Genomic DNA, 13,329 nt, shown 5'->3' on the forward strand with positions numbered 1-13,329 from the left:
TGCCTGCCCTCCTCCCCTACAGGGGAATCGGATGCGGGTACGAAGATCGCGAACGCTACGCTGTGTCGGCGACGGAGCGTCAGCGCGCCCGGTCAACTGAACAGCGGCACACGAGGAATGGGGCGGGCAGCGGCGATGATGGGACCAGCACACTCACTTTCAGGCGCCGCGGCCTGGCTCGGCGTCGGTGCCGCGGCCGCCGCGGCGGGACACACCATGCCCTGGCCGGTCCTCCTGGTCGGAGCCCTGATCTGCGCCGGCGCCGCGCTCGCCCCGGACCTCGACCACAAGGCCGCCACCATCTCGCGCGCCTTCGGACCGATCTCCCGCGGGCTGTGCGAGATCGTCGACAAGCTCTCCTACGCGGTCTACAAGGCCACGAAGAAGCAGGGCGACCCGCGCCGCTCCGGTGGGCACCGCACGCTCACACACACCTGGCTGTGGGCCGTGATGATCGGCGCGGGCGCCTCGGTGGCGGCGATCACCGGGGGGCGCTGGGCGGTGCTGGCGCTCCTGTTCGTGCACATGGTGCTGGCCATCGAAGGCCTGCTGTGGCGGGCGACCCGGGGCTCCAGCGCCGACGTCCTGGTCTGGCTGCTCGCCGCGACGAGCTCATGGATCCTCGCCGGCACCCTGGACAAGACGGGCAACGGCTCGGACTGGCTGTTCTCGGCGCCGGGCCAGGAGTACCTGTGGCTGGGGCTGCCGATCGTGCTGGGCGCGCTGGTGCACGACATCGGGGACGCGCTGACCGTCTCCGGCTGCCCGGTCCTGTGGCCGATCCCGTTGGGACGCAAGCGCTGGTACCCGATCGGCCCGCCGAAGTTCATGCGGTTCAGGGCCGGCAGCTGGGTCGAGCTGAAGGTGCTCATGCCGGCGTTCATGCTGCTCGGGGGCGTGGGCTGCGCGGCGGCTCTCAACTTCATCTGAGTGGCCGGCCCGCCGGGCCGGCATCAGCCCGCCTGGCCCCCGAAGCGCCGCTCGAACTGGGCGATGCGGCCCTCGGTGTCCACCGTCCGTGCCTTGCCGGTGTAGAAGGGGTGGCTCTCCGAGGAGATCTCCACGTCCACCACCGGGTACGTCCTGCCGTCGTCCCACTCGATGGTCTGGTCGCTGGCCGCGGTGGACCTGGTCAGGAAGGCGTAGCCCGCGGCGCGGTCACGGAAGACCACCTGGTGGTAGTCGGGGTGCTTGTCCTGCTGCATGGATGCTCCTTCTACGGCGTCGGTGGGGCGTCCGAGGACGCGGGGACGGCGGGATCAGCCGGACAGGGTCTCCTCGTCGACGATGTGCATCGCGGCCTCCTCCGCGGAGGCGGCCGCGCCGTCGATACCCACGTCCGTCGCGACCAGCGCGCTCTCCTCGTCCTCGTGTGCTCCTTCGTCGGGTGCCACGAGTCGGCCGGAGCGGGCCGCGCCGACCTCGTTGTCGAGGAGTTCCCCGTCAGTGCCCTCGCAGTCCCCGATGCCGTCGTCCTCGGGGGCGACGGGATCGGGCAGCTCCTCGGCGAGCCGCTGGTCCAGCGTCTCGCCCTGCCGGCGCTCGGAGGCCGTCACGCCGCTGTGTTCCACCGCCCAGGGCCGCTCCGGAGGGGACCAGCCCCGGTCGAGAGGGTCGGCGACACCGTCGTTGTCCAGGGTGTCCTCCGCGTCGAGCAGTCCCGCGTCGTCCTGGATCTCGGACCCGTCGGGCTGGTAGACGTCGTCCCCCCATCCGTCGGCGCTGTTCACGGGTACCTCCAGGTGATGAGGGCGGCCATCCTCCCCGCGGTCGGCGGCCGGCCGCGGGCGTACGGGCCACACGCGGCGCGCCTCGGCGAACCGCGTGCACCGCGGGCGCTCCCCGAGTCGGTGCCGGTTTCCAGCCTTCCACCCCTTTTCGGCACCGCGCAACGCCACGGACACCACCGCTACGGGGCGGCTAGCCCCCGAATGGCCTTCGCGCGGCCCGCGCGGGGGCGAACCCACACCGCTCCGCCCGCCCGCACCCCGGCTGAGGGGCGGGCGGGACCCTCGCTCACCCGTGCCAGGACCGCCACAGCGCCGCGTACGCACCGTCGGCGGTGACCAGCTCGTCGTGGCTGCCCAGCTCGCTGATGCGGCCGTTCTCGACCACGGCGATCACGTCCGCGTCGTGAGCGGTGTGCAGGCGGTGGGCGATGGCGATCACCGTGCGGCCGTCGAGGACACGGGCGAGGGAGCGTTCCAGGTGACGGGCCGCGCGCGGGTCGAGGAGCGAGGTCGCCTCGTCCAGGACCAGGGTGTGCGGGTCGGCCAGCACCAGGCGGGCCAGCGCGATCTGCTGGGCCTGGGCCGGAGTGAGCGCCAGACCGCCCGAGCCGACCTCGGTGTCCAGGCCGTCGTCGAGCGCACGAGCCCAGCCGTCGGCGTCGACCGCGCCGAGCGCCGCCCACAGCTCGGCGTCGTCGGCGCCGGTCCGGGCGAGCAGCAGGTTGTCGCGCAGGGCCCCCACGAAGACGTGGTGTTCCTGGTTGACGAGGGCCACGTGCTCGCGGACCCGTTCCGCGGGCATCCGCGAGAGTTCGGCGCCGCCGAGGGTGATCCGGCCGTCCCGGGGCGCGTAGACGCCGGCGAGCAGCCTGCCCAGGGTGGACTTGCCCGCGCCCGACGGGCCGACCAGGGCCAGCCGGGTGCCGGGCGCCACCTCGAGGGAGACCTTGCGCAGCACGTCCACGCCCTCGACGTAGCCGAAGTGCACCCGGTCCGCGTGCACGTTCCGCCCCTCGGGGGCCACCGCGGCGTCCCCGGCATCCGGCTCGATGTCCCGTACGCCGACCAGCCGGGCCAGCGACACCTCGGCGACCTGGAGCTCGTCGAACCAGCGCAGGATGAGGTTCACCGGGTCGACAAGCATCTGCGCGATCAGCGCACCGGTCGTCAGCTGACCGACGTCGATCCAGCCCCGCAGGGCGAACACACCGCCGATCAACAGGACCGAGCCGAGCACGGTGACGTGGGTGACGTTGATGACGGGGAAGAGCACCGACCGCAGCCACAGCGTGTAACGCTCCCAGGCGGTCCACTCCTTGATCCGGCGCTCGGACAGTTCGATACGGCGGCGGGCGAGCCGGTGGGCCTCGACGGTGCGCCCGGCGTCGACGGTCTCGGCGAGCGCGGCTGCCACACCGGCGTACCCGGCGGCTTCCGAACGGTAGGCGGACGGCGCCCGCCGGAAGTACCAGCGGCAGCCGACGACCAGCAGCGGAAGGGCGAGCAGCACGGCGGCCGCCAGCGGCGGTGCCGTGATCACCAGCCCGCCCAGCAGCAGGGCCGTCCACACCACGCCGATCGCCAGCTGCGGCACGGCCTCGCGCATCGCGTTGCCGAGCCGGTCGATGTCCGTGGTGATCCGGGACAGCAGGTCGCCGGTCCCGGCCCGCTCCAGGACGCCCGGCGGCAGTCCGACCGACCGCACGAGGAAGTCCTCGCGCAGGTCGGCCAGCATGCGCTCGCCGAGCATCGAGCCGCGCAGCCGCACTTCGCGCACGAACACGGCCTGGATGACGAGAGCGGTCGCGAACAGCGTGACGGTCAGCCCCAGATGGAGTTCACGCGCGCCGTCCGACAGTCGCTCCACGAGTCCGCCCAGCAGCCACGGACCGACCATCGAGGCAAGCACGGCCACCGTGTTGACGGTGATGAGGAGCAGAAAGGCACGGCGGTGACGGCGGAACAGTTCGGCCACGTAGGCGCGTACGGTCGCGGAGGCTCCGACGGGCAGCGTGTTCGCTGTCGTCGGGGCCGCCGGGTCGTACGCCGGTGGCGCCACGCCGATCATGCTGTCTCCTCGATTTCTTCCAGTTCGTCGAGCTCTTCGAGTACGCCGTTCAGGGCGGCCTCTTCGTCGGTCTCGCGGGTCACGACCGCCCGGTACCGGGGGTCCTGGTGGACGAGTTCGCGATGCACGCCGACCGTCACGACCTCACCCTCGTGCACCAGGACGACCCGGTCCGCGCGGTCGAGGAGCAGGGGCGAGGAGGTGAACATCACGGTCGTGCGCCCCGCCCGCAGCTCGCGCACGCTCTCCGCGATCCGCGCCTCGGTGTGCGAGTCGACGGCGGAGGTCGGCTCGTCCAGGACGAGCACCTCCGGGTCGGTGAGCAGCGACCGGGCCAGGGCGAGCCGCTGGCGCTGGCCGCCGGAGAGGGAGCGTCCGCGTTCGGTGATGCGGGCGTCCATCGGATCCGCGGCGTCGAGCGACCCCTGGAGCAGGGCGGTCAGCACGTCCTGGCACTGCGCGGCCGCCAGGGCCTCCGCGGCGCCGACGTCACCCGAGGCGGGCACGTCGAGCAGTTCGCGCAGTGAACCGGACAGCAGTACCGGGTCCTTGTCCTGGACGAGGACGGCCGTCCGTGCGGAGTCGAGCGGGAGCTCGTCGAGAGGCACGCCGCCCAGCAGCGCCGAAGTGCCCTGCTCCGAGGGGTGGCCGCCCAGCCGTTCCGCGAGGCGTCCCGCCGCATCCGGGTCGCCGCAGACCACCGCGGTGAGCCGGCCTGAGGGGGCGAGCAGACCGGTCGCCGGGTCGTACAGGTCACCGGAGGGCACCTCGGCGGCGCGCGATCCGACGGTGTCGGTCGCCCGCTCCAGCGACAGCACTCGCGCGGCCCGTTTGGCCGAGGGGCGCGAGAAGGAGTAGGCCATCGCGATCTCTTCGAAGTGGCGCAGGGGATAGGTGAGGACCATGACCGAGCTGTAGACGGTGACCAGTTCGCCGACACCGATGCGGCCCTGGCGGGCCAGGTGGACGCCGTACCAGACGACCGCGACCATCAGCAGCCCCGGCAGCAGAACCTGGATCGCGGTGATCAGGGCCCACATCCGGGCGCTGCGCACGGCCGCGTGGCGGACCTCCTGGGAGGCACGGCGGTAGCGGTCGAGGAACAGTTCCTCGCCGCCGATGCCGCGCAGCACGCGCAGGCCGGCGACGGTGTCCGAGGCGAGTTCGGTGGCCCGTCCGGCCTTCTCGCGCTGGAAGTCGGCGCGCCGGGTCGCGCGGGGCAGCAGTGGCAGCACCGACAGCGCCAGAACCGGCAGGCCCACGGCGACGACCACGCCGAGCGCGGGTTGGTAGACGACCAGGCCGACGCAGACCAGCACGACGGTGACCGCCGCCGCGGTGAACCGCGACCATGCCTCGACGAACCAGCCGATCTTCTCGACGTCGCCCGTGGAGACGGACACGACCTCACCGGCCGCGACCCGCCGGGTCAGTGCCGAGCCCAACTGGGCGGCCTTGTGGGCCAGCAGCTGTTGGACCCGGGCGGCCGCCGTGATCCAGTTGGTGACGGCGGTGCGGTGCAGGAAGGTGTCGCCGATCGCCTGCCCGGCGCAGCACAGCGCCAGGAGCCCGCCCGCGAGAGCGAGCCGCCGGCCGGAGTGGTCGACGACGGCCTGGATGGCGAGACCGACACAGAACGGCAGCGCGGAGACGGACACGAAGTGCAGCAGTCCCCATGCCAGCGACTTGAGCTGGCCTCCCAGCTGATTCCGGAAGAGCCACCACAGGAATCGGGGACCCGAGCGCGCGTCGGGCACGCCCGGATCGGGATACGGAAGGTCTTGGATCTGCATGACGTCCCAGTGGCTCGTGTCAGGGGGGTGGAGGGAGCCGCGAACTGCGGCAGCAAACCGTGAAAGGTTCGCGTCGCAACGTGGTCGGGGGCAACCGGTTTTTCGCTCCCGTGCACAGAACCGGCTACCGGCCACCGGCGTTCGACCGGCTACCGGCCACCGGCGTTCGACCGGCTACCGGCCACCGGCTACCGGTGGCCGACCGGCCACCGGTGTCAGAGCAGCCACCGGTGCGGACCGCTGCCTGTGCGCAGATCCGCCTCCCTGCGGTGGTGCGACCATGGAGCGATGCGCAACGGCAGCGGTGGAGTGCATGCGGTGGTGGCGTCGGCGGTCGGCGGGTTGCTTCTGGTGGTCATGTCGGCGTGCGCGGGCGCCGAGCCGAGCGGTGGTGGGCACGTGGGCTCCGTGGGGAAGGCCGCCCCGAGCCACCCGGCCGGCGCCGCCCCGGCGCGCACGACCCGCATCCCCGACGTCGGTGACCGGTTGCAGCAGCGTATCCCCGCGGACTCCCGCCAGGTCGTGGCGGTCTACGGGGAGGGCAAGGACTCCGCGGACGCCGTGGTCGTGCTGTACACGAAGCACGGCTCCGCCTGGGACCGCACCCGCAGCTGGCCGGCGCACAACGGCAAGAAGGGCTGGACCACCGACCACCACGAGGACGACGACCGCAGCCCCGTCGGGGTGTTCACGCTCAGCGACGCGGGCGGCGTGCTGCCGGACCCGGGGGCCGGGTTTCCGTACACGCGGTCGAGTGCGTTCGCGGCCCCGCGCTGGTGGTCGAGGTCGTACTGGCACGACTTCGACTACGTCATCGCCATCGACTACAACCGCGTCAGGGGCACTGCGCCGAACGACCCGACGCGTCCCGAAGGCACCTCCAAGGGTGGCGGGATCTGGCTGCACATGGACCACGGCAGCGGTACGTCGGCCTGCGTCAGTCTGCCGAAGCCGGCGATGCGGTATCTGCTGCGGACGCTCGACCCGGATCGGCATCCCGTGGTGGTGATGGGGGACAGGGCCGACCTGAAGACGTAGGGCTCGTGCGGGAGGCCTCATTGCGGCAGACGCCCAACTCGCCGTAGAACACCGGCCATGAAGAGACGGATCATCATGTCCATGCTCGCCGGAGCAACCCTCCTGGCGAGCACCCTCCTCGGGGTGACACCCGCGCCTGCCGCGGAAACCGGTACCGCCCCGGCCCCGTCCGCCGCGGTCCCCGCCGAGTTCGGCAGCGACTGGCACGACCCCATCACGGCCGCCCCGCCCCTCACCAAGCCCGCCGGAAAGTCCTGCCAGGTCACCGTCGCCGAAGCGCGGTTCCGCGACTTCACTCCCTACAAGGGCACATACACGCCGCCGAAAGGCTGCGGCGACAGCTGGAGCAAGGTCGTGCTGCGCATGGACGGCAAGGTCAAGGGGCGGCAGTTCGACCGGCTCGGTTATCTGCACCTGGGCGGGGTCGAGATCTTCCGTACGTCCACGCCCCAGCCCTCGCCCGACGGCATCGAGTGGTCCGTCGAGAAGGACGTGACGCGCTACGGCGACACCCTTCGCGGCAGCCAGGACGTCGAGATGCTCATCGGGAACGTCGTGGACGACACGTACACCGGGATCATCGACGTCTTGGTCACCCTGACGTTCTACGCGGGCAAGCCGGCCGCCACGCCGGACCAGGTCCTGACCCTCGACGACCGGTCCACCCTCACCACCCCGCGCAACAGCGAACGCATCCTCGCCGAGGTGTACGCCACCGGCTCCGGCGGCGGCTGTGAGGAGTACTGGTATCTGACGGTCCCCGACGAGGCCCCGTACTCCTGCCAGGCCGATGGCGGTCCCTACCGTGAGGTGCAGGTCAAGGTCGACGGGCAACTCGCGGGCATCGCCGCCCAGTTCCCGACCGTGTGGACCGGCGGCTGGTCCAACCCCTTCCTCTGGTACGTCGTTCCGGGACCGCGTGCCTTCGACATCAAGCCGATCGAATACGACCTGACGCCCTTCGCCGGCCTCCTCAACGACGGCCGCCCGCACCGCGTCGAGGTCTCCGTGGTCGGCGTGCCCGAGGGGCAGAGCGGCTGGAGCGTCCCCGTGAACGTCCTCGTCTGGCAGGACGCGAAGAGGGCGCACGTCACCGGCAAGCTCACCGCGCACAAGGTCGGCGACCTCGCCGACTCCTCGACGTACACGCCCGGGGCGGAGCACCGGGTGGACACCGAGGGTGACCACCGGCTGACCGTCGCCGGATACGTCGACACCTCGCACGGCCGGGTGACCACCACCGTCAGCCGCTCCCTCGCGAACACCTCTACGCACCGCTGGACCGACGGCGAGACCGTGGACGCGCTGGACGCCACGTGGACGGACGACGAGTCGGTCACCGTCGACGGACGCGGACCGGCTCGCACGACGCGGACGCGCCGGACGTACACGATGGACGGCACGACCACGCTGGGCGCGGCCGACCGGCTGCGCACGGTGCTGACGCTTGGTGACCGTGCCATGGTGACCGGGTCGTCGGGCGGCCGGCGCACCCACTGGTCGCGGCTCGACGACACCTACACGGGCGACGCGACGTACACGGTGAACGTGCCGCGCGACCAGCGGCACGCGGTCGGCACGACGGGTGAGCGCTACCGGATCCGCGGTTCCGGCGGGTGCTACGACCGCTCGCTGACCACCATCCAGGGGGTGCTCACCGAGGATCACCGGGGCTGCTGACCGCAGTGGTGTGCGATGCGTCACAGGTGGCGTGGATTTACGCGGCGGCAACACGGAGGTCTTGTGGGCGATCAACGTCGCCTCCAGAGTGATCGGCACGGAAACCGCTTTCCGTATCGCAGAAGTCCTCTCCCCGGCTTCTGTGGATCACCGTCCCCCCTCAAGGAGTGCCCGTGCCGCCGTCCGTCCCGTCTTCGCCGCGACGCGTCGCACGCATACTGCGTACCTCTCTGTTCGCGCAGGTCGCCTGCGCGCTCGTGCTCGGAATCGTCGTCGGGAAGCTGTGGCCCGACGTGGCCACGGATCTCCAGCCGCTCGGCGACGGTTTCACGCGGCTCATCAAGACGATCATCTCGCCGCTGGTGTTCTGTGTGGTCGTCGTCGGCATCGCCAAGGCCGGTGACCTCAAGGCGTTCGGCCGGATCGGGCTCAAGGCGCTGATCTGGTTCGAGGTCGCGAGCACCCTCGCCCTGGTCATCGGTCTCGTCGCCGCCAACCTCGTCCAGCCCGGCTCGGGGATGAACGTCGACCCGTCCACGCTCAACACCTCCGCGGTGGACGCGAAGACGGGCGGCGGCTCGCTGCCCTCGACGACCGAGTTCGTCGTCGACGCGATTCCCACCAGTTTCATCGGCGCCTTCGCCGAGAACTCCCTGCTGCAAGTGCTCATCCTGGCCTGCCTGGTGGGTGCCGCGCTGCTCCACCTCGGACACACCAAGGTGCCGCAGGTCCTGCCCGCCATCGAGCAGGCCCAGGAGATCATCTTCGCGGTCGTCGGGTTCATCATGCGGCTCGCCCCGATCGCGGTGTTCGGTGCGATGGCCGTCCTGATCGGCCAGTACGGGCTCGGTGTGATCGAGACGTACGCCAAGCTGATCATCCTGTGCTACGTGGCCGCCGCGCTCTTCATCGTGCTGCTCGCCGGCGCGCTCAAGGCGGTCACCGGGCTCAGCCTCTGGAAGTTCGTCCGCTACATCCGCGAGGAGATACTCCTGGCGCTCGGCACCGCCTCCACCGAGTCCGTCATGCCGCGCGTCATGCAGAAGCTGCGCAAGGCCGGTGCCCGTGACGACGCGGTCGGCCTGGTGCTGCCGACGGGATACTCCTTCAACCTCGACGGAGCCTCGCTCTACCTGTCCATCGGCACGCTGTTCATCGCCCAGGCCGTCGGCGTGGACCTGAGCCTCGGTCAGCAGATCACCGTGGTCCTCGTGCTCATGCTGACCAGCAAGGGCATGGCCGGCATCCCGGGATCGGCCTTCCTCGCCCTGTCCGCGACGGCCTCCTCGCTGGGGGCCATCCCGGCCGGCGCCGTCGCGCTGCTGCTCGGTGTGGACCGCATCATGGACTCGATGCGCGTCGTGACGAACCTGCTAGGCAACTGTGTCGCCGTCTTCGCCGTCTCCCGCTGGGAGGGCGCGCTGGACGCCGACAAGGCGAAGAGGGTCCTGGACGGCGAGACCACGCCGACGGCGGACGACGGCGACGGCGACGGCGACGAGATCGTGCCGACCGAGGACGGCCGCGAGACCGCGCCGACGGCACAGGGCAAGGAGAGCGAGCCTGTGGCCGTCACTGGGACGATTGCCGCCGGGAAGGCCGCCGACGAGGAGGCCGTCACCGGGAAGGTCGCCGCCGAGGAGCGACTCTCCGCCGTACCCGCGCAGTCGTCCAAGGAGCAGGCCCCTGAGGCCGGTTGAGGACAGCCGGCCCGCCAGCAGGCCGTGGCCGCCGCTCCAGCAGTACGGAGCGGCGGCCGCGGCCATGAGGCGTTCAGCAGTTCCGCCCCCGCACAGGCGCCCCGTCCACCAGCGTGTCCAGCAACCCGCCGAGCACCTCGCGCTGTTCGTCGCTCAGCGGTGCCAGGATCTCCTCCGCGGCGGCCCGGCGCGCACCCCGCAGCTCCAGCAGCGCCTTGTGCCCGTCGTCGGTGAGCTCGATGCGGATCACCCGGCGATTGACCGGGTCCGGGACCCGCCGCACCTTGCCGCTCGCCTCCAGGCCGTCGACGAGGCTCGTCACGGCCCGGGGCACCACCTCCAGCCGTTCGGCGAGGTCGGCCATGCGAGGCGGCGAGTCGCAGTGCGCGAGCGTGCGCAGCAGGCGGGACTGGGCCGGCGTGACGCCGAGATCGCGCCGCTCCAGGTGCCGCTTCTGGATCCGGTGCACTCGACGGGTGAGCCGCAGCAACTGCTCGGCGAGCACGCCGTCGGGATCGGGGGTCGTCATACGGGAACAATATCAGGACCACGTTCATTGTGAGTAGAGGTAACAATGAGCTAAGCTCCGTCAGTCTCGACCCCCTCACCCTCCGTAGGAGCCATGCGCGACGACATCAACCTGACCCCCTCTTCCGGCACCTCGACCGACGAACCCCGGCAGGTGCGCCGCATCCTCAAGTTGTTCAAGCCCTACCGCGCCCGGCTCGGCGTCGTCGGCCTGCTGGTCGGTGCCGCGTCCCTGGTCACCGTGGCGACCCCGTTCCTGCTGAAGGAGACGCTGGACGTCGCCATCCCTGAGGGCCGCACCGGGCTGCTGAGCCTGCTGGCGCTCGGCATGATCCTGAGCGCCGTCCTCACCAGCGTCTTCGGCGTGCTGCAGACCCTCATCTCCACGACGGTCGGCCAGCGCGTCATGCACGACCTGCGCACCGCGGTGTACGGCCGTCTGCAGCGCATGTCCCTCGCCTTCTTCACGCGCACCCGCACCGGCGAGGTCCAGTCCCGCATCGCCAACGACATCGGCGGCATGCAGGCCACCGTCACCTCGACCGCCACCTCCCTGGTCTCCAACCTGACCAGCGTGGTCGCCACGATCGTCGCGATGGTCGTCCTCGACTGGCGTCTGACGGTCGTGTCCCTGCTCCTGCTGCCGGTCTTCGTGTGGATCAGCCGCCGGGTGGGCAACGAGCGCAAGAAGATCACCACCGAGCGGCAGAAGCAGATGGCCGCGATGGCCGCGACGGTCACCGAGTCGCTGTCGGTCAGCGGCATCCTGCTGGGTCGCACGATGGGCCGCTCCGACTCGCTGACGCGGTCCTTCTCCGAGGAGTCCGACCAACTGGTCGACCTCGAAGTGCGGTCGAGCATGGCGGGCCGCTGGCGCATGGCCGTCATCTCGATCGTCATGGCCGCCATGCCCGCCGTCATCTACTGGACCGCGGGTCTCGCCCTCCAGACGGGTGGCCCCAAGATCTCCATCGGCACCATCGTCGCCTTCGTCTCGCTTCAGCAGGGGCTGTTCCGCCCGGCGGTCAGCCTGCTGTCGACCGGTGTGCAGATCCAGGCGTCGCTCGCGCTGTTCCAGCGCATCTTCGAGTATCTCGACCTGCCGATAGACATCACCGAGCCCGAGCACCCGGTCCGGCTGGACCACGTCAAGGGCGAGGTGCGCTTCGAGAACGTCGAGTTCCGCTACGACAGCAACGACAACTCGGTGGGCCCCGTCCTCGACGGCATCGACGTCACCGTCCCCGCCGGCAGCAGTCTCGCGGTCGTCGGACCGACCGGCGCCGGGAAGTCCACCCTCGGCTATCTCGTGCCGCGCCTGTACGACGTTACGGGCGGCCGCCTCACCCTCGACGGGGTCGACGTCCGCGACCTCGACTTCGACACCCTCGCGCGCGCGGTCGGCGTCGTCTCGCAGGAGACGTACCTCTTCCACGCCACGGTCGCCGACAACCTGCGCTTCGCCAAGCCGGACGCCACCGACGAGGAGATCGAGCAGGCGGCGAAGGCGGCCCAGATCCACGACCACATCGCCTCCCTGCCCGACGGCTACGACACGGTCGTCGGCGAGCGCGGTCACCGTTTCTCCGGTGGTGAGAAGCAACGGCTGGCCATCGCCCGGACCATCCTGCGTGACCCGCCCGTGCTGATCCTCGACGAGGCGACCAGCGCTCTGGACACCGGCACCGAACACGCTGTTCAGGAGGCCATCGACGCGCTCTCCGCCAACCGCACCACGCTCACCATCGCGCACCGGCTGTCCACCATTCGGGGTGCCGACCAGATCGTGGTCCTGGAGGCCGGACGCGTCGCGGAACGGGGCACGCACGAGGAGCTGTCGGAGCTGGGCGGGCGGTATGCGGCGCTGGTCCGCAAGGACGCCCGACTGGAGCCGACAAGATGACGATATGCCGGGTTTGTGTGCTTTAGCGGGTTACCGTGCCCGCATGCACACGAACACTCCGCCACGGAGCACGATTCGACTGACGCGCCGGGGCCGGGTCGCCCTCATCGCGACCGGGGCCGTCGTGGCCGGCACCGCCGTGGCGGTGCCGCTGCTGAGCCTGGACGATGACGCGGAGACGAAGCCCAGGACGCTGGTGATCCCGGAGGGCTGGCGGGCCGGCCAGGTGTACGACGCGGTCGACAAGGCCCTCGCCCTGCCCGCCGGCAGCGCCAAGAAGTCCCTGGCCAAGGCCCGTCTGAAGCTGCCGGCCGACGCGGAGGGCAACCCGGAGGGCTACCTCTTCCCGGCGACGTATCCGCTCCGGGAGAAGGCGACGCCCGAGGCGCTGTTGACGTTCATGGTCGACACCGCGAACCGCAGGTTCAACGGCGCCCCGATCGCGGCGGGCGCGCAGCGCAACGCGATGAACGTCTACCAGGCGGTCACCATCGCGAGCATCGTCCAGGCCGAGGCGGCCACCAAGGCGGACATGGGCAAGGTGGCCCGGGTCGTCTTCAACCGCCTGGAGCGCGGCATGCCGCTGCAGATGGACTCCACCCTCAACTACGCGCTGAACCGCTTCACGCTCAAGACCACCGCCGCCGACACGCGGATCGAGAGCCCCTACAACTCGTATCAGCGCATGGGTCTGCCGCCGACCCCCATCGACAACCCGGGCGAGGACGCGGTGCGCGCCGCCATCAACCCGACCCCGGGGGACTGGCTGTACTTCGTCACCGTCAAGCCCGGCGACACCCGCTTCACCGCCGACTACGCCGAACACCAGCGCAACGTGGCGGAGTTCAACGCCCACCGGAAGGCGAGCCCGCAGGCCGCCCGGTGACCG

The 13,329-nt window shown here is 71.0% G+C and carries 11 protein-coding genes; 6 read left to right on the forward strand and 5 right to left on the reverse strand.

All coding sequences use genetic code 11. The annotated features are described in order from the left end of the window. Window positions 1-135: 135 nt before the first annotated feature. Complete coding sequence (locus ACWBNA_RS20285; protein WP_482705833.1) at window positions 136-930, forward strand: metal-dependent hydrolase; 795 nt, start codon at window positions 136-138, stop codon at window positions 928-930. 23 nt (window positions 931-953) lie between these two features. Here the strand turns inward: ACWBNA_RS20285 and ACWBNA_RS20290 are convergent, their stop codons facing one another. From ACWBNA_RS20290 to ACWBNA_RS20305, 4 genes are all read right to left on the reverse strand, one after another. Then, window positions 954-1,205 (reverse strand): type B 50S ribosomal protein L31, encoded by a 252-nt coding sequence (locus ACWBNA_RS20290; RefSeq protein ID WP_482705834.1) that lies wholly within the window; start codon window positions 1,203-1,205, stop codon window positions 954-956. A 54-nt stretch (window positions 1,206-1,259) separates the two neighbouring features. Continuing rightward, a complete protein-coding gene (locus ACWBNA_RS20295) occupies window positions 1,260-1,730 on the reverse strand; it encodes a DUF5709 domain-containing protein (RefSeq protein WP_482705835.1) in 471 nt (156 codons plus the stop codon). Window positions 1,731-2,016: 286 nt separating this feature from the next. Further along, complete coding sequence (locus ACWBNA_RS20300) at window positions 2,017-3,798, reverse strand: ABC transporter ATP-binding protein (protein WP_482705836.1); 1,782 nt, start codon at window positions 3,796-3,798, stop codon at window positions 2,017-2,019. Continuing rightward, window positions 3,795-5,591 carry an ABC transporter transmembrane domain-containing protein gene (locus ACWBNA_RS20305; protein ID WP_482705837.1) on the reverse strand — a complete coding sequence of 599 codons (1,797 nt, stop codon included), beginning with the start codon at window positions 5,589-5,591 and terminating at the stop codon, window positions 3,795-3,797. The genes ACWBNA_RS20300 and ACWBNA_RS20305 overlap by 4 nt, the downstream gene beginning before the upstream one ends. A gap of 288 nt (window positions 5,592-5,879) precedes the next feature. On the opposite strand from ACWBNA_RS20305, the gene ACWBNA_RS20310 reads away from it, so the two are divergent. The 3 genes from ACWBNA_RS20310 (at window position 5,880) to ACWBNA_RS20320 (ending at window position 10,009) form a co-directional block, all read left to right on the forward strand. Further along, entirely contained in the window at window positions 5,880-6,629 is a 750-nt protein-coding gene (locus tag ACWBNA_RS20310) for a hypothetical protein (RefSeq protein ID WP_482705838.1), read from the forward strand. Window positions 6,630-6,686: 57 nt separating this feature from the next. After that, the gene (locus ACWBNA_RS20315; RefSeq protein ID WP_482705839.1) at window positions 6,687-8,309 is read left to right on the forward strand and encodes a peptide-N4-asparagine amidase; all 1,623 of its coding nucleotides are present in this window, start codon (window positions 6,687-6,689) and stop codon (window positions 8,307-8,309) included. Between the two features lie 173 nt (window positions 8,310-8,482). Beyond that, window positions 8,483-10,009, forward strand: a complete 1,527-nt coding sequence (locus tag ACWBNA_RS20320) for a cation:dicarboxylate symporter family transporter (RefSeq protein ID WP_482705840.1) — start codon at window positions 8,483-8,485, stop codon at window positions 10,007-10,009. 73 nt (window positions 10,010-10,082) lie between these two features. Here ACWBNA_RS20320 and ACWBNA_RS20325 read toward each other — a convergent pair whose 3' ends face one another. Beyond that, window positions 10,083-10,538, reverse strand: coding sequence for a MarR family winged helix-turn-helix transcriptional regulator (locus ACWBNA_RS20325; protein WP_482705841.1), 456 nt, complete (start codon window positions 10,536-10,538; stop codon window positions 10,083-10,085). A 93-nt stretch (window positions 10,539-10,631) separates the two neighbouring features. On the opposite strand from ACWBNA_RS20325, the gene ACWBNA_RS20330 reads away from it, so the two are divergent. Beyond that, a complete protein-coding gene (locus ACWBNA_RS20330; protein ID WP_482705842.1) occupies window positions 10,632-12,440 on the forward strand; it encodes an ABC transporter ATP-binding protein in 1,809 nt (602 codons plus the stop codon). A gap of 43 nt (window positions 12,441-12,483) precedes the next feature. Beyond that, window positions 12,484-13,326, forward strand: a complete 843-nt coding sequence (mltG, locus tag ACWBNA_RS20335; RefSeq protein ID WP_482705843.1) for an endolytic transglycosylase MltG — start codon at window positions 12,484-12,486, stop codon at window positions 13,324-13,326. Window positions 13,327-13,329: the final 3 nt, after the last annotated feature.

The organism is Streptomyces sp. Q2 (assembly GCF_056820935.1).

Bases quoted from the DNA above. Each gene is read 5' to 3' on its own strand.
- ACWBNA_RS20325 (WP_482705841.1), bottom strand. From the start codon at position 10,538: ATGACGACCCCCGATCCCGACGGCGTGCTCGCCGAGCAGTTGCTGCGG.
- ACWBNA_RS20300 (WP_482705836.1), bottom strand. From the start codon at position 3,798: ATGATCGGCGTGGCGCCACCGGCGTACGACCCGGCGGCCCCGACGACA.
- ACWBNA_RS20285 (WP_482705833.1), top strand. From the start codon at position 136: ATGATGGGACCAGCACACTCACTTTCAGGCGCCGCGGCCTGGCTCGGC.
- ACWBNA_RS20290 (WP_482705834.1), bottom strand. From the start codon at position 1,205: ATGCAGCAGGACAAGCACCCCGACTACCACCAGGTGGTCTTCCGTGAC.
- ACWBNA_RS20310 (WP_482705838.1), top strand. From the start codon at position 5,880: ATGCGCAACGGCAGCGGTGGAGTGCATGCGGTGGTGGCGTCGGCGGTC.
- ACWBNA_RS20330 (WP_482705842.1), top strand. From the start codon at position 10,632: ATGCGCGACGACATCAACCTGACCCCCTCTTCCGGCACCTCGACCGAC.
- ACWBNA_RS20305 (WP_482705837.1), bottom strand. From the start codon at position 5,591: ATGCAGATCCAAGACCTTCCGTATCCCGATCCGGGCGTGCCCGACGCG.
- mltG (WP_482705843.1), top strand. From the start codon at position 12,484: ATGCACACGAACACTCCGCCACGGAGCACGATTCGACTGACGCGCCGG.
- ACWBNA_RS20315 (WP_482705839.1), top strand. From the start codon at position 6,687: ATGAAGAGACGGATCATCATGTCCATGCTCGCCGGAGCAACCCTCCTG.